Source organism: Arthrobacter rhamnosi, assembly GCF_054510855.1.
Genome location: NZ_JBTNDT010000007.1, coordinates 161,303 through 177,294, shown reverse-complemented (window position 1 = coordinate 177,294; position 15,992 = coordinate 161,303). Strand labels below are relative to the sequence as shown.

Here is a 15,992-nt window from a genome sequence, read left to right as displayed (position 1 = left end):
CGGGAGCCGTCCGGCTCCGGGGTTCCCGCCGCTGACCTGCGGCTACATCATCCCCGGTACAAATGTAACGGACAGCAGGTACGCCATCGGGGACGCGAAGACGATCGAGTCGAGGCGGTCCATGACCCCGCCGTGGCCGGGCAGGATGGTGCTCATGTCCTTGACGCCGAGCTCGCGCTTGATCATCGATTCCGCGAGGTCGCCGGCGGTGGCGGAGGCCACGATGGCGACGGCGAGCACCAGTCCGATCCACAGCGGCTGCCCCAGCAGGAACACGGCGCACAGGCCGCCGACCACGAACGCCCCGCCGATCGACCCGCCGAAACCCTCCCAGGACTTCTTGGGGCTGATCTTCGGCGCCATGGCGTGCTTCCCGAAGAACGCCCCGATCAGGTAGCCGAAGGTGTCGTTCGCGACGACGAGCAGCAGCAGCGTCGCAATCACGAGGAAGCCGCCCTCCCCGCGCATCAGCAGCATCGCGAAGCTCAGCATGAACGGCACCCACAGCACCGTGAAGGCACCGGCCATGAGGCTCTTCCCGGCATCGGGCGCGGGATCGAGCGAACGCCAGAGGAAGAGGCCGACCACGGAGAACACCGCGGCGACGGCGAGGCCCTCGGCTCCGCCGAAATAGGCGGAGGACGGAAGGACCAGGGAGCCGGCGAGGGTGGGCACGAGGGGCACGTGGATGCGCCGGATCTCGAGCGCCCGGCAGATCTCCCAGACGCCGACGGCGCCGAACAGGGTGACGATCCCCACGAAGACGATCGGGAAGAACAACAGGCCCACGAGGACCGGGATCAGGAGCCCCGCGCCGACGCCGATCGCGGCCGGCAGGTTGCGGCCGGCACGCGAGGGCTTACCCGGCTCGCGGATGGGACGGCGACGCCGGAACAGCCCGTGGCCGGATGCGCGCCCGGCACGGCTCGCCCTGCGCGGTCCGGGGGTGGGTGCGGCACCGGACGTGGGGTCTCCCGCACCCGGCACTGCACCCGGCACTTCACCCGGTGACGCTTCCGGTGACGCGGCGGACGAGGCACCACCATGCACGGCGCCCGATGGCGGAACGTCGGCCGAGACGACGGCTGCGCGGGTGGTGTCTGTCCCGGCGTCGGGACCTGTTGGTCGACCGAGGCCCGCGCCGGGAGGATCGAGGTCTGCCATCAGACCTCGAGCAGCTCGGCTTCCTTGCGCTTCAGCAGGTCGTCGATGAGGTCGACGCGGGACTTGGTCAGCGCGTCGAGTTCCTTCTCCGCGCGCGAGCCCTCGTCCTCGCCCGAGTCGCCGTCCTTGACCGCCTTGTCGATGCCGTCCTTCGCCTTGCGGCGGATGTTGCGGATCGAGATCTTGGCGTCCTCCGCCTTCGTCTTCACCAGCTTCACGTATTCCTTACGGCGCTCCTGCGTCAGCTCGGGCAGGACCACCCGGATCACGTTGCCGTCGTTGGACGGGTTGGCGCCGAGATCGGAATCACGCAGCGCCTTCTCGATGTCGTTGAGTGACGCCCGATCGAACGGCGTGATGAGCAGTGTGCGGGCTTCGGGGTTCTGGAACGACGCCAGCTGCTGCAGCGGGGTGGGAGCGCCGTAGTACATCACCACCACCTTGGAGAACAGCGAGGCGTTGGCGCGCCCGGTGCGGACCGTGGCGAAATCGTCCTTTGCAACCTCCACGGCCTTGTCCATCTTGTCGGTGGCTTCCAGCAAGGTCTCTTCGATCACAATGTCTCCTTCGGTCCGCAGTCGGCTGCCCGGCAACCGTTCCAGTGTTCAATCCTAGTTCAAGCCCCCAGGCGGGGACGCGTGACGTCCAGGCGCCGGAAGGGCGCCGTTGCCCCGCTCGCTCCGCGAGGGTACGCCGCCCGGCTAGACGGTGACGAGCGTCCCGAGCTTCTCGCCGCGGATGGCGCGCGTCACGTTGCCTTCGCCCTCCATGCCGAAGACGACCATCGCGAGCTTGTTGTCCTTGCACATCGTCATGGCGGTCTGGTCCATGACGCGGATGTCACGGCGCAGGGCCTCGTCATAGGACAGCGTGTCGAGCTTCTCCGCCGTCGGGTCCTTGTGGGGATCGGCCGTGTACACGCCGTCGACGCCGCTCTTCGCCATCAGGACCTCGTCCGCGTGGACTTCCAGGGCGCGCTGCGCTGCCACGGTGTCGGTGGAGAAGTAGGGAAGGCCCGCGCCGGCACCGAAGATGACCACGCGTCCCTTCTCGAGGTGGCGGATGGCGCGCCGCGGGATGTATGCCTCGGCGACCTGGCCCATCGTGATGGCGCTCTGCACGCGCGTCTCGACGCCGTCCTGCTCGAGGAAGTCCTGCAGGGCGAGGCAGTTCATGACGGTTCCGAGCATGCCCATGTAGTCGGCGCGAGAGCGGTCCATGCCGCTCTGCGAGAGTTCGGCGCCGCGGAAGAAGTTGCCTCCGCCGACCACGATCGCGACCTCCACGTCGCCCACGGTGGCCGCGATCTGCTTGGCCACGGACCGGACGGTCTCCGGGTCGACGCCGAGCTTGCCGCCGCCGAAGACCTCACCGGAAAGCTTGAGGAGGACCCGGCGCCGGCCTCCGGTACCACCCGTTCGAGCGGTGGAAGTGGTGTCCATGAAGTGCCTCCCGTGGCGTTGGGTTGTCGGCCGTCCTGGGTCGGACGGCGGGTGGTGCGAGGTGCGGGATGTTGCCGGACCCGTTACAGGATACGGGGCGCCTCCCGAGCGCAGGAAAGGGCGGCCACCCCGATGGCGGCCGCCCTTCGTTTCGTGCTGGGCCTCGGCCTGGAGCCTAGGCGCCGACGCGGAAGCGTGCGAAGGCCGTGGCCTTGGCGTTGGCGTCGGAAAGGACCGTCGCGACGGACTTCTTCGCGTCCTTGGCGAATGCCTGGTCCACCAGGACACCCTCCTTGAAGAAGCCGGTGAGGCGTCCCTCGACGATCTTCGCGAGTGCCTGCTCGGGCTTGCCCTCGGCGCGTGCGGTCTCGTCGGCGATGCGGCGCTCCGACTCGACCAGCTCGGCGGGGACGTGCTCGCGGGTCAGGTACGTGGGCGCGTAGGCGGCGATGTGGACCGCGACGTCGTGCGCGGCCTCGACAGCGGAGTCCCCCGAACCCTCGACGGCGAAGAGCACGCCGACCTGGGCGGGGAGGTCCTTGGACGTCTTGTGCAGGTAGGCGTCGACGATCTGGCCCTCGACCCGCGCGATACGGCGGACGTCGACCTTCTCGCCCAGCAGTGCCCCGGCTTCGATGACGTGCTCGGAGACGGGCTTGCCGTCGAGCTCGAAGGACAGGAGGCTCTCGACGTCGGCGGCACCGGACTCGATGGCGGCGGCGAGCACCTTGTTGGAGAAGTCGATGAACGGGCCGGCCTTCGCGACGAAGTCGGTCTCGCAGTTGACCTCGACCATGACGCCGACGTTGCCGTCGACGCGGGCGGCGACGAGGCCCTCGGCGGTCGAGCGGCCCTCACGCTTCGTGGCACCCTTGAGGCCCTTGATGCGGATCAGTTCCAGGGCCTTGTCGGCGTCGCCGTTGGCTTCGTCGAGGGCCTTCTTGACGTCCATCATGCCGGCGCCCGTGCGCTCGCGCAGGGCCTTGATGTCAGCGGCAGTGAAATTTGCCATACGAACTCCTAAGTTGATGTGGATCTACGAAGAGCTACCGGGGGCCTGGACCCACGGAGCAGGCGTCACGCGGTGATCGCCTGCGGAACATGCGTAAGGGGCGTGGTTTCACCCACACCCCTTACGCAATAAGGACTACTTGGTGTCGCTGGAGGAGACTTCCTCGGCAGGCAGGCCTGCAGCTGCGGGAGCCTCGGCGGCGAGCGCCTCGGCTTCGGCGGGAGCCTGATCGGCGGCGGGCGACTCGGAGGTGGCCGGGGCTGCTGCCTCGGCTGCAGGAGCATCGGCGCCGCCCTCGAGCAGTTCGCGCTCCCACTCGGCCATGGGCTCTTCGGCCGCTGCGGCGTCGTTACCGTTCGCGCGGTTGTTGCGGGCGATGAGGCCTTCGGCCACGGCGTCCGCGATGACGCGGGTGAGGAGGTTCACGGCGCGGATGGCGTCGTCGTTGCCCGGGATCGGGAAGTCGACCTCGTCCGGATCGCAGTTGGTGTCGAGGATCGCGACGACGGGGATGTTGAGCTTCTTCGCCTCGTCGATGGCGAGGTGCTCCTTCTTGGTGTCGACAACCCAGACGACCGAGGGGGCCTTGGTCAGGTTGCGGATACCGCCGAGGTTGCTCTGCAGCTTGGTGAGCTCACGCTTGAGGAGCAGGAGCTCCTTCTTGGTGTGGCCCGAGCCGGCGACGTCGTCGAAGTCGATCTCTTCGAGTTCCTTCATGCGCTGGATGCGCTTGGAGACCGTCTGGAAGTTGGTGAGCATTCCACCGAGCCAGCGCTGGTTCACGTAGGGCTGGCCGACGCGGGTCGCCTGGTCGGCGATCGCTTCCTGGGCCTGCTTCTTCGTACCGACGAAGAGGACGGTTCCGCCGTGGGCGACGGTGGCCTTCACGAATTCGTGCGCGCGGTCGATGTAGCCCAGCGACTGCTGGAGATCGATGATGTAGATGCCGTTGCGCTCGGTGAAGATGAAGCGCTTCATCTTCGGGTTCCAACGGCGGGTCTGGTGACCGAAGTGGACGCCGCTGTCGAGCAGCTGGCGCATGGTTACGACTGGCATTTTCTGCCTTTCTTCAGCTTCGGCTCGGGCGCGATGCGCCGCCGGAAGCTTGTTGACGGTTATCTCGGTACCGGCCGGGGTGGCTGGTACGTCCTGGTGCCTGGTCGTCGTCGCAGACGTCCCCTCCCCTTCCGGACTTCGCCGGACCGCAGGGCGGGCACTTCGGCACCCTTGGTGGGCACTGAATCGCAGGCACGCGTAGTCAGCCTGGGGATCCCATCCCGCGACGAAGCCGTAGGCACGAGGAGGTGGGAGCAGCAGACTGCTCGTCCCAGTGTACTACAGCGCCGGCGCCGGGCCGGGCCCGGCGCCGGCTGCCCCCGCTCCCCCGGCGTCGCGATTCCAGGGGCGGTGGTTGTCCACATGGCTTGGGCCGCCGTCCCCGCCCGGATGTGCATCCGGCAGGGTTTCCCCATGACTGGTTCCCCGGCGCCCCGCCCCGCCCGCACCCCCGTCTGCCCTGCTCGCCCGGGTCTCCCCTCGGCCGCGGTTCTCTTTCGATTCCCCACGGTCGCGGTCAGCGCGGTCCTGGTGCTGGCCCTGGCCGGCACCCTGGTCGGCAGCCCCGCAGGTCCTGCCGGGGCCGCAGCAGACGTCGTCCCCGAATGGTCCTGGCCGCTGACCCCGGTTCCGGAGGTCCTGCGGCCCTTCGAGAAGCCGCCGCAGCCATGGAAACGAGGCCACCGCGGGGTGGACCTCTCCGCAGGTGCCGGCGGGCCGGTCGTCGTCAGTCCTGCCGACGGAGTCGTCTCCTTCGCAGGAACCGTCGTGGACCGCGGAGTGCTGTCGATCGATCATGGCGGCGGACGGATCAGCAGCTTCGAGCCCGTCACGACGGACCTCGCGAAAGGCCGGCGGGTCGGCCGGGGTGACGTCGTGGCGATGCTCGCCGGGCCGGCGGCCGGCGGCCCTCCGAGGCACTGCAGGCAACCGTGCTTGCATTGGGGGGTCCGCGTGGACGGCGAGTACGTGGACCCGCTGTCCTTCGTGCTGGACCGGCGTCCCTCGGTACTCCTTCCGCTGGGCGGCGGACGGTCGCGGCAGGACGCAGGAAGGGGCCGGACGGTGCCCGTCCGACCCCTTCCCCGCCGCGCCTCCCCCTAGACGAAGGCGGCGATGCCGGTGATCGACCTGCCCGCGACGAGCGTGTTGATCTCCTGAGTGCCCTCGTACGAGTACACCGCCTCCGCGTCGGAGAAGATCTTCGCCATCTCGAAGTCGGTGACGATGCCGTTGCCGCCCAGGATGTTGCGTCCTGCGGCGACACTCTCGCGCATGCGGGCCGTGGTGAAGGCCTTCGCGAGGGCCGACTGCTCGTCCTTCGCCTTGCCTGCGTCCTCGAGCTGGGAGAGGCGCACCATCATGCCCATGGAGCTCATGGCGTTGCCGAGGATCTGGACGAGCTGCTGCTGAACGAGCTGGAAGCTGGCGATGGGCCTGCCGAACTGCTCGCGCTCCACCGCGTAGCGGCGTGCGACGTCGAAGGCTGCCAGCTGCTGGCCCACGGCCTGCCACCCGACGGCCAGCCTGGTCACCTTCAGGACCTTGTTCGTATCCCGGAAGCTGTTCGCGCCCTTCAGGTGGAATTCATCGGGGACGACGACGTTGTCCAGCACGATGTCCGCGTTCTCGACGGAGCGGAGGGCGATCTTGTTCTCGATCTTCGTCGAGGTGAAGCCGGGGGTCGTCGTGTCCACCAGGAAGCCCTTGACCTGGTTGTCCTCGAGGTCCCTGGCGTAGATGACCACCCAGTCGGAGAAGGTGGCGTTGCCGATCCAGCGCTTGGCGCCGTTCAGGGTCCACGAGTCGCCGTTCCGGCGCGCCGTGGTCCGCGTTCCTCCCGCGACGTCCGAGCCGCCGAGCGGTTCCGTCAGGCCGAAGGCCCCGATCTTCCGGAGGGCGTAGATGTCCGGCAGCCACTCCTCCTGCTGCTCCTTCGAGGCGAGCAGTTCGATCGAGCCGGTGAACAGGCCGTCGTGGACGCCGAGGAAGGTGGCGAAGGAGGTGTCCGCCCTGGTGAACTCGGCGTGGGAGATGCCCGCGAAGAGGTTGGAGTAGCCCTGACGGTGCACGGGGCTCACCGGATCGAGTTCGGCGATCTTCGGGATGAGCTCCTTCGGGAAGGAACCCTGGTTCCACCAGGCGACGGCATTCGGCCGGACTTCGAGGGCGAGCCAGGACCGGATCTCCTCGAGCCGGGAGCGCTCCTTGTCGGACAGCAGCTCCTCGAATGCATAGAAGTCGCCGCCCGGGTAGGGGAGGTCGTTGACATCGATCGACGTCTTGCTCATCGGAATTCCCTTCCTCTGGTCAGCGGCGACCAGCACACTCCAGGCGGACAGCCTGACGGGCGCGACGCGCTCATGGCCCTATGTTACTCGCCAGTAACTTAGGGCGCCAGCGGTCCACCGGCGGAGCGCCGGCCAGCGGTGGACCCGGAATGCACGGATGCGCCGCCCACGGGCGTGGACGGCGCATTGGCGAGGGTCGTGCTCGACCCGGTCGGTAGGGCTGCTGGGGCTTGAACCCAGGACAAACGGATTATGAGTCCGCTGCTCTAACCAGCTGAGCTACAGCCCCCCAGGGGCGTACCGCCCCCGATGCGTCGGTCCCGGACTGTTCCCCGGGGCACCGAACGCAGGTTTCATTGTAAGCGGAGGGCGTCCGCCTCGCTGTCGGCGGACTCGTCGGCGGGCCCGTCGACCGATTCGTCGTCGGAGCCACTCCGCACTCCGTGCGCGGAGAGGGTCCCGTGCGTGGAGAGGGTCCCGTAGTAGAGCCCTTCGAAGGTCGCGAGCGTCGCGTGGATGTCGTGCTTGTTCACCATCTCCCGGCTCGCCGCACCCATCGTCTGCTGGTCCTCGGGGGACAGCTCGAGGATCTCGGTGATGCGGCGGGCCAGTTCGTCGGAGTTCCCGGGTTCAAACAGGAAGCCGTTCTTCCCGTCGGACACCAGGTGCGGCAGCGCCATGGCATCGGCGAGCAGCACGGGCGTCGAGGCCGACATCGCCTCCAGCGTGACGAGTGACTGCAGTTCCGCCGTCCCGGGCTGGCAGAACACGGAGGCGCGGATGTAGCTCCTGCGCAGCTCCTCGTCGTCGATCAGGCCCCGGAAGATGACGCGGTCGCCGATGCCGAGGCGGGCGGCCTGCGCCTGCAGGGCGGCCTTCACCTCGCCACCGCCGACGATCTCCAGGTGGACGCGGAGGTGCTCGGGGGTCTTGGCCACGGCGTCGATGAGCACATCGACGTGCTTCTCCTCGGCGAGCCGTCCCACGAAGAGGACGGTGGGGTGCTGGTGGGGCTCGATCGTCTCGCCGGGCTGCCGTTCGTAGGCGGCGGAGTCGATCCCGTTCGAGACGGGCAGCACCTCGGTGAGGAAGGCGTGGTCCCGCATGGCCTTCGCGGCGAGGGGGGTCGGCGTGGTCACGGCGGCAGCCTTGGCCATCACCTTGCCCATGTCCTTCCACGAGTTCTTCGCGACGATCCGCTTCAGCCACTCGGGGAACGGCAGGAAGGGATTGAGGTTCTCGGGCATGAAGTGGTTGGTGGCCACCACGCGGATGCCCCGTCGCACCGCCTCGTACAGCGTGTACTCCCCCACCATGTAGTGGCACTGGATGTGGACGACGTCGGGCTGCACCTGGTCGAAGAGCAGACTGATGTCCCGTCGAATCTCCCAGGGGTAGCAGATGCGCCAGTAGTCGTGTGTCGGCACACTGTGCGAGCGGAGGCGGTGGACCGTCCAGTCCCCACCCGGCTCGGTGAAGCTCCTGCCGTTGGACGCCCGGGGCGCGAGGACGTGCACCGTGTGCCCGCGCCCGCTCATGCCCTTCGCGAGCCGGTACCCGAACTGCGCCGCACCGTTCACGTTGGGCGGATACGTATCCGCGGCGATCAGGATGGTCAGGGGTTTGTAGTCAACCGGGTAACTCACGCGTGGATTCCCCTACGTCGGTGTGCTGGACGGAACTGGTGCAGGTCGTGTCAGCGCTGCCTCCTCACGACGTCGGGATGATGTCGGGACAGGGCAACGACCCCCACAATAGCAACGAGGGCGGCCGAGCCCATGCCGAGCGCGGTGACCGTCCGCACATCCGGCTGGAGTTCGCCGAGGATGGTGATCCCCACGGCGATGCCCACGATGGGGTCGATGACGGTGAGCCCCGCGATGACGAGATCGGGCGGGCCTGTCGCGTAGGCGCTCTGCACGAACCAGGATCCGAGGGCCGCGGCCCCGGCGAGCGCGACCAGGGTCAGGAACGGGACGTTGAGCAGGAACCGGCCGTTCGGATCGAGCAGGTGACCGGCGACGACCTTCGTCAGGACCGCGACGAACCCGAAGAGGACGCCGGCACCGAGGATGTAGGCGAAGGCGTTGAGCCGGTGCCGGCCGAGCACCGCCAGGGAGCCGAAGACCACGACGGCGGCACCGAGCAGGAGCACGACGGACAGTTCCTGGGCCGGATCGATGGAGTGGTTCTGACGCGTGACGTTCACGGCGAGCAGCACGAAGAGGGCGCTGCCGCTGACGCACCCGGTGATCGCGGCGACGGTGGGGCGGTTGATGCGGATGCCCTGGTCCCTGGAGTTGACCACGGTGGTGATGACCAGCGCGATCGCGCCGATGGGCTGGACGACCGTGAGGCTCGCGAGGCTCAGCGCGACGACGTTCAGGGCTGTCCCCGCTCCCAGGAGGAAGAGGCCGAACAGCCAGCGCGGATTGGCGAGGAGGCGCGCGAACCCGGACGAGCTGAGGGACAGCCCGCCCGTGTTCGCCCGCACGGCACTGCCCTGCCGCTGCGCTCCGAACGCGAGGAAGACGGCGCCCAGCAGCGCGAGAACGATGGCTAGGAGCTGCACGACTGCTGCTCGGCCCGCTCCAGCCGGTACTTGCGGTGGGCTGCGGTGAAGTAGGCGTAGAACGCGGCGAGGTGCAGCGCGCACCCGGCGGCGAGCAGCCCCTGGGCGACGATCAGGATCCATTCGTGTCCGAAGCCCTCGACGCGGTGCAGCAGGAGCAGTGGTGCTCCGACGAGCAGCAGCGCGGTCCGGATCTTGCCGATCGTGGCGACGGGGAGATGCAGGGGCCCGCGGAACAGGACGAGCGCGTTGATGATGAGCAGGACATCCGGGATGACGATGGCCCAGACGAGCCACGCCGGGGCGATGCCGTCCACGACGAACGTGACAGCGACGACGATCAGGGCGGTCCGGTCGGCCAGGGGGTCCAGCCACTTCCCGACGACGGACACCTGGTGGAGGCGACGGGCGATGTAGCCGTCGACCCAGTCCGTGGACCCGACGATGCAGAGGGTCAGGACGGCCGCCCCGTACCGCTGCTGGATGATGAACCAGACGAACAGGGGGGCACCGAGGAAGCGGACGACGGTGATGAGGTTGGGCAGGGTCCATGCCGTCGCGAGTTCAGTGCCCTCGCTGCCGGACCGCGCTCCGGCCCCGATCGATTTCGTCACCTGTGCCTCCCCACCCCATTATGCAGTGGAACGGCCGCTCCCCCGCGGCCTCCCGCGGTGCGGTGCTGGTCACGGGCGAGCGGCCGTCCTGGAACGTACTGCCTGCTACTTGCTGAGGAGTCGGCGCAGCATCACGAGCATCGCGGCCACGGAGGCGGCGACGACGCTCAGGGGCTTCCACCGGTCGGCGAGGCTCGTGTTGTGCGGGACCTCGCGCCGGACCGCGACGGCCGCGACCCTGCCGTTGCCCTTCGACGCGTCGGCCTTCGGGCCGGCCCCCGACGAGCGGTGCCGGGCCTTGTCCAGCCGCGCCTTGACATCCGCACGGGCGCCGAGCGAATCGCGGGCGTCGGCGATGTGGGTGCGGCGCTCGCCCGAGCGGCCGCGCAGTTCCTCGTAGGACGGCGTGGGCTCCTTGGGCTTGGTGTCCCGGGCGTCGTCCCTGGAGTCCTTGTCCTCCTTCGGCTTCTTCACGTCGAGGGTGGCGGGGTCGAAGCTGCGGCCTTCCTTCAGCACGCCCAGGTCGTAGCGGATGCCGCGGATGGCATCCTGGGGTACCAGCGGGAGTTGCTTCTTGAGCCGCGAGACGCCGATCAGCGCGAGGATGCCGCCGATCACGAGGAAGAGGAGTGCCACCAGCAGGGCTGCGAGCCAGGCCGGCATGATCTCGGCGAGGCCCATGATGGCCGCGACCACGAGGGCGACGGCGAAGAACAGCACGAAGACCAGCGCGACGACGAGGAAGGCGGCCGCGATTCCGGCCTTGATGCCCTTCTGCTTCATCTGTGCGACGGCGATCGAGAACTCGTCGCTGACCTGCCGCGGCGTCAGGCGCGCCAGGAGTTTGATGAGTCCAAACAGCGAGAGCGAGCCTGTGGACCGCTTGCCGCGCGTACTAGCCGAGCTGTTCATAGGCCCTGCCTCCATTCGTGTGTGTCTAGCTGGAAATTCGCTGAACCAAAATTACCACCGGCCGCCACCCCGGGTTCCGCCTCCTGTCGACCCCTGCCGATGTGGGACCGGAGGGCCGCCGGTGCGCTAGTGCGCCGCCGTCGGGACCGTCAGGCAGGCGTGAGTTCCCTGTTGTCCTCGAGGTCCTTCCCGGCGAACTCGGGAAGCCTCGTACGGACGAAGAGGAAGGACAGGACGGCGAACACCGTGAAGGCCGCGTACATGATCCAGAGACCGAGGTTCTCGCTGACCCAGGGAAAGGTCAGCGTCACGATGAAGTTGAACACCCAGTTGACCATCGTGGCGACGCCGAGGGCGATGGAGCGGATGCGGTTGGGGAACATCTCGCCGAGGGTGACCCACATGACGGGGCCCCACGTGGCGGCGAAGAAGATGACGAAGAGGTTCGCACCGACGAGGGCGACCGGGCCCCACACCCCGGGCAGCGTGATGTCCTCGCCCGATCCCTCGGCCTGCAGGAAGGCGAGGGTCGCGGCCAGGAGGCCGACGGCCATCCCGATGGAGCCGACGAGGAGCAGCTTGCGGCGGCCCACCCGGTCGACGAAGAAGATGGCGACGAAGGTCATCGCGACGTTGATGACCGAGGTGATGACCGACGTCGTGAACGAATCGCTCTCGCTGAAGCCGACCGACTTCCAGAGCGTGGTCGAGTAGTAGAAGATCGCGTTGATGCCCACCAGCTGCTGCAGTGCGGCGATGGCCATGCCGACCCACAGGATGGGCTGCAGGCCGAAGGCCGGGCCCCGGAGGTCGCGGTAGCTCGCGCGGTCCTCACGCTCGAAGCTCTCCCGGATCTGGCGGATCTTGCCCCGGGTGTCGCCGATGCCGGAGACACGGGACAGGACGCGCGCCGCTTCCTCGTCGCGGCCGGCGCGAATGAGGAACTGGGGCGATTCGGGGATGATCAGCGCCAGGACCCCGTAGATGACGGCGGGGATCACGCCGATCAGGAGCATCCAGCGCCACGCGGACAGCCCCCACCACAGCTCGTTGCCGGCTCCCCCGGCGGCGCCTGCCAGCGAGGCGTCGGAGAGCAGTGCGGCGAAGATGCCGACGGTGATGGCCAGCTGCTGGACGGAGGCCAGGCCGCCGCGCCACTTCGACGGGGCGATCTCGGCGATGTATCCGGGGACGATCACGGAGGCGATGCCGATGGCGAGACCGCCGACGAGGCGCCAGGCCATGAGGTCCCACTCGGAGGCGGCGTAGGCCGACCCGGCGGAGTTGACGGCGAACAGGAGGGCGGCCGCCACCATGACCTTCTTCCGGCCCCAGCGGTCGGCCAGTCCGCCGGCGAACCAGGCACCTGCTGCGCAGCCGAGGAGCGTAATGGCGACGGTGAAGCCCAGGACCGTGGGGCTCAACTGGAAGTCGGCCTGGATCGAATCCACGGCGCCGTTGATGACGGCGGTGTCGAAACCGAACAGGAGCCCTCCGACGGCGGCGGCGACCGTGATCGCGATCACCCTCACGAGGTGCTGTGGTGACTGCGCCGTGTCCGATCCGGCGTCGTGCTCGTTCATGGTCCGTTCTCCCTGCTCGATCCGTGTTTCTCACCCTACGTCAATCCAAAGCGTGCTTAGCAGCGGCCCCGGGCGCCCTTTGCCTCCACCCACCATGCTGGAAGGGTTGACGCGGGCCGTAGGATGAAAGGGTCGTTGATTCGCCACAGCAACCAATTCGTCCGATATCGGACGAGGGGTTGCGTGCCGCGAGCCGCTCCGCCGTCGTCGCCGGGCCGCCGCCGCGATCGATGCCGTTCCACCCCCTCTCTCCGTATCCACCGGCAGCACCTCCCGTTCGTTAGGCAGCATCGTGAGCACCATCACCCACCCAGGCGACACCCTCTCCCGCCGCGAGAAGATCATCTACGTCTTCATCCTCGGCACACTGACGGCACTCGGCCCGTTCACCATCGATCTCTACCTGCCGGCCTTCCCCGCCCTGCAGTCGGACCTGGGCGTCTCCGAGGCCGCGGTCCAGCTGACCCTCACAGGGACGATCATCGGCTTCGCGAGCGGGCAGCTGCTCGTGGGCCCGCTCAGCGACAAGATCGGCCGGCGCCTGCCGCTCATCCTGGCGACCACCCTGCACGTGTGCTCCTCCATCGGCGCGGCGTCGTCGGAGGACATCAACATGCTGATGCTGTTCCGGATCCTCCAGGGCATCGGTGCGGCAGGCGGTGGTGTCGTGGCGATGGCCATGGTGAGGGACCTGTTCGGCGGCTACACGCTGGTGCGCATGCTGTCCTACATGGCGCTCGTCAACGGCATGGCGCCCATCTTCGCCCCGGTGATCGGATCGCAACTGCTCCTGCTGTTCCCCTGGCCCGGCATCTTCTGGTTCCTCGCGTGCTACGGCGTGCTGGTGATCGTCGCCGTGTCGCTGTTCATCATCGAGACCCTGCCCCGGGAGAACCGCCGCCGGTCCGGCCTCACTGTTGCGCAGCGGTACCGGGCGGTCCTGAGCGACCGCATCTTCGTCGGCATCCTGTTGGTCGGCGGCATGAACTTCTCGGGGCTCTTCTCCTACCTGTCGGCGTCGCCCTTCCTCTTCCAGGGACCGTACGGCCTCAACGAGCAGCAGTACGGCCTGCTCTTCGCCATCAATTCCCTGGGCATCGTCGCCGGCGTCCAAATCAGCTCCCGCGTGCTGAGGCGCGTCGGCCCGCAGTGGGTCATCGCTATGGCCACCGTCGTGCAGGTCATCATGGCCCTGCTCATCATCGCCTTCGACCAGCTGGGCCTCGGTTTCTGGGGCACCGCACTCCCGCTGTGGTTCTACATCATGGCGACGGGTTTCATCTTCCCCTGCGTGCAGGTCCTCGCACTCATCAACAACGGCGCGCAGGCCGGCACGGCCGCTTCGCTGCTCGGCGCGGTGACCTTCGGCACGGCCGGCGTGATCTCGCCCCTGGTCGGACTGCTGGGCGAGGGGATCGAGTCGGCCACGCCGATGGCCCTGGTCATGGCGGCCTGCATCGCCCTCGGCGTGGTGTTCCTGTGGACCATCGTCCGGCCTCGGACGGTGCCCGCGCTGCAGTAGCGCGCTCCTGCAGGATGCCGTTCAGACCGCGGTCGGCTCCGCCGGCAGGGCCTCCGCCGCCCTGGCGATGTTGCGTGCCATCGCCGCGAAGATGAAGCCGTGGAACGGCAGCACCGCGAACCAGTAGAGGCGGCCCGAGAGCCCCTGCGGGAAGAACACCGCGCGCTGGTAGTAGGAGCTCCCGGAGCCGTCAGGCTCGACCCGGAACTCGAGCCACGCCCTGCCCGGCACCTTCATCTCGGCACGGAGCCGCAGGCGCTCCCCCCGGACCAGTTCCTCCACGCGCCAGAAGTCGAGCGCCTCCCCCGTGAGGAGCTCCTTCGCATCCCGCCGTCCGCGGCGCAGGCCCACGCCTCCCGCGAGCTTGTCCATCCAGCCGCGGGCCGCCCAGCCGACGGGCCAGGAGTACCAGCCGTTCTCGCCGCCGATACCCTCGACGACGCTCCAGAGCCTCTGGGTCGACGCCGTCGAGCTGTACGTCTGGACGTCGGTGAAGACCGTGTGGCCCGCCCACTGGGGGTCCGAGGGCAACGGATCGGCCTCGGTGTCGACCTGCGACGCCCCGGCCCAGCTCGTCTCCACCTCTCCCGCGCGCATCCTACCCAGCGCCAGGTCCACGGCCCGGCGGTAGCCGGTCAGCCCGCCCGCCGGCGCAGGGACGTACTGGTCGATGTCGTGCTCGGAGGTCACGGCGTCGTGCTGCAGCGATTCGATGAGCGGCATAGCCATGGCCCGCGGGATGGGCGTCACGAGGTTCACCCAGTGCCCGGCGAGGCGCGGCGTGAGGACCGGCAGTGCGAGGATCCGGCGGTGAGGAAGCCCTGCGGCCGCGGCGTACTGGTTCATCATGTCGGCGTAGGTGAGCACCTCCCGGGAGCCCAGGTCGAAGGTCCTGTTCAGTCCGGCGGGAAGATCCAGTGCCCCGACCAGGTAGTGGATGACGTCGCGGACGGCGATGGGCTCGATGTGGTTCAGCACCCACTTGGGCGCCGGCATCACCGGGAGGACGTCCGACAGGTGGCGGATCATCTCGAAGGAGGCGGATCCCGAGCCGATGACGACGCCGGCCTGGAAGGCGATGGTCGGCGTCCCGGATTCGAGGAGGATCCTGCCGACCGCGGTGCGCGAGCGCATGTGGGTGGACAGCTCGACGCCCTCGGGATGGAGGCCTCCGAGGTAGACGATCCGACGCACCCCGGCCGCAGTGGCCGCCGCCGCCACGGTGGACGCGATGTCCGCCTCGCGCTCGTCGAAGTTCCTGCCGGACCCCATGGAATGGACGAGGTAGTAGAGCGTGTCGACGCCCTGGCTGACCTCGCGCATGGTGTCGGCGTCCTGCAGGTCCCCCTGCACGATGTCGACGGAGCCGGCCCAGGGGACGTCCTTGAGCTTCTGCGGGGAGCGGACGACCACCCGGACGTGGTGTCCATCCGCGACCAGTTTCGTGACGAGGCGACCGCCGATGTATCCCGTGGCTCCGGTGACCAGGATGAGCTTGCCGCGCGTGCCGTCGTTGTCCATGCGCACAGCCTACGCCCGCCGTCCGACACTCCGTCCGACACCCCGGCGGGGTCCGCGGCGGGGTCCGCGGCGGAGCTTCCAGAGGTCCGCGGGCCTCCGTCCGGCCCGGATCCCGAAGCCGACGGGCCCGCGGGAGCACCTGCCGGCCGGATGGCAAAAAGAATGCCCCTGACCCGTGTTTCCACAGGTCAGGGGCATATTTGCTCCTCCGACTGGACTTGAACCAGTAACCCTTCGATTAACAGTCGAATGCTCTGCCAATTGAGCTACGGAGGAAAGCGCGAGTTCTACTTTACATACCTT

The 15,992-nt window shown here is 68.4% G+C and carries 14 protein-coding genes and 2 tRNA genes; 2 read left to right on the top strand and 14 right to left on the bottom strand.

Annotated features, from left to right (window positions below):
• Positions 1–42: 42 nt before the first annotated feature.
• The 5 genes from ACX80I_RS14320 to rpsB all read right to left on the bottom strand — a co-directional run bounded on the left by ACX80I_RS14320 (position 43) and on the right by rpsB (position 4,674).
• A complete protein-coding gene (locus ACX80I_RS14320; protein ID WP_459345782.1) occupies positions 43–1,164 on the bottom strand; it encodes a phosphatidate cytidylyltransferase in 1,122 nt (373 codons plus the stop codon).
• Positions 1,164–1,721 (bottom strand): ribosome recycling factor, encoded by a 558-nt coding sequence (gene frr, locus ACX80I_RS14315; protein ID WP_301229937.1) that lies wholly within the window; start codon positions 1,719–1,721, stop codon positions 1,164–1,166. The genes ACX80I_RS14320 and frr overlap by 1 nt, the downstream gene beginning before the upstream one ends.
• Positions 1,722–1,865: 144 nt before the next feature.
• Positions 1,866–2,606, bottom strand: a complete 741-nt coding sequence (gene pyrH / locus ACX80I_RS14310; protein WP_459345781.1) for a UMP kinase — start codon at positions 2,604–2,606, stop codon at positions 1,866–1,868.
• Positions 2,607–2,781: 175 nt separating this feature from the next.
• On the bottom strand, positions 2,782–3,618 hold the full coding sequence (gene tsf / locus ACX80I_RS14305) for a translation elongation factor Ts (RefSeq protein WP_459345780.1): 837 nt from the start codon (positions 3,616–3,618) through the stop codon (positions 2,782–2,784).
• A 135-nt stretch (positions 3,619–3,753) separates the two neighbouring features.
• On the bottom strand, positions 3,754–4,674 hold the full coding sequence (rpsB, locus tag ACX80I_RS14300) for a 30S ribosomal protein S2 (RefSeq protein WP_459345779.1): 921 nt from the start codon (positions 4,672–4,674) through the stop codon (positions 3,754–3,756).
• 414 nt (positions 4,675–5,088) lie between these two features.
• Here rpsB and ACX80I_RS14295 point away from each other — a divergent pair, with 414 nt between their 5' ends.
• Positions 5,089–5,778 (top strand): M23 family metallopeptidase, encoded by a 690-nt coding sequence (locus ACX80I_RS14295; protein ID WP_459345778.1) that lies wholly within the window; start codon positions 5,089–5,091, stop codon positions 5,776–5,778.
• Here ACX80I_RS14295 and ACX80I_RS14290 read toward each other — a convergent pair.
• The 7 genes from ACX80I_RS14290 to ACX80I_RS14260 all read right to left on the bottom strand — a co-directional run bounded on the left by ACX80I_RS14290 (position 5,775) and on the right by ACX80I_RS14260 (position 12,646).
• A complete protein-coding gene (locus tag ACX80I_RS14290) occupies positions 5,775–6,965 on the bottom strand; it encodes an acyl-CoA dehydrogenase family protein (protein WP_459345777.1) in 1,191 nt (396 codons plus the stop codon). The genes ACX80I_RS14295 and ACX80I_RS14290 overlap by 4 nt on opposite strands.
• 215 nt (positions 6,966–7,180) lie before the next feature.
• A tRNA-Ile gene (locus tag ACX80I_RS14285) sits at positions 7,181–7,254 on the bottom strand.
• A 64-nt stretch (positions 7,255–7,318) separates the two neighbouring features.
• Positions 7,319–8,611 carry a glycosyltransferase gene (locus ACX80I_RS14280; RefSeq protein ID WP_459345776.1) on the bottom strand — a complete coding sequence of 431 codons (1,293 nt, stop codon included), beginning with the start codon at positions 8,609–8,611 and terminating at the stop codon, positions 7,319–7,321.
• A 50-nt stretch (positions 8,612–8,661) separates the two neighbouring features.
• A complete protein-coding gene (locus tag ACX80I_RS14275; RefSeq protein WP_459345775.1) occupies positions 8,662–9,537 on the bottom strand; it encodes a DMT family transporter in 876 nt (291 codons plus the stop codon).
• On the bottom strand, positions 9,525–10,151 hold the full coding sequence (locus tag ACX80I_RS14270) for a CDP-alcohol phosphatidyltransferase family protein (RefSeq protein ID WP_459345774.1): 627 nt from the start codon (positions 10,149–10,151) through the stop codon (positions 9,525–9,527). Before ACX80I_RS14270 ends, ACX80I_RS14275 begins: the two co-directional genes overlap by 13 nt.
• A gap of 105 nt (positions 10,152–10,256) precedes the next feature.
• The gene (locus ACX80I_RS14265; protein WP_459345773.1) at positions 10,257–11,063 is read right to left on the bottom strand and encodes a phage holin family protein; all 807 of its coding nucleotides are present in this window, start codon (positions 11,061–11,063) and stop codon (positions 10,257–10,259) included.
• A 149-nt stretch (positions 11,064–11,212) separates the two neighbouring features.
• Positions 11,213–12,646, bottom strand: a complete 1,434-nt coding sequence (locus tag ACX80I_RS14260) for a sugar porter family MFS transporter (protein ID WP_459345772.1) — start codon at positions 12,644–12,646, stop codon at positions 11,213–11,215.
• 292 nt (positions 12,647–12,938) lie between these two features.
• On the opposite strand from ACX80I_RS14260, the gene ACX80I_RS14255 reads away from it, so the two are divergent.
• Complete coding sequence (locus tag ACX80I_RS14255; protein WP_459345771.1) at positions 12,939–14,168, top strand: multidrug effflux MFS transporter; 1,230 nt, start codon at positions 12,939–12,941, stop codon at positions 14,166–14,168.
• Between the two features lie 21 nt (positions 14,169–14,189).
• Here ACX80I_RS14255 and ACX80I_RS14250 read toward each other — a convergent pair whose 3' ends face one another.
• The gene (locus tag ACX80I_RS14250) at positions 14,190–15,689 is read right to left on the bottom strand and encodes an SDR family oxidoreductase (RefSeq protein WP_459345770.1); all 1,500 of its coding nucleotides are present in this window, start codon (positions 15,687–15,689) and stop codon (positions 14,190–14,192) included.
• Between the two features lie 203 nt (positions 15,690–15,892).
• A tRNA-Asn gene (locus ACX80I_RS14245) sits at positions 15,893–15,965 on the bottom strand.
• Between the last annotated feature and the right edge of the window lie 27 nt (positions 15,966–15,992).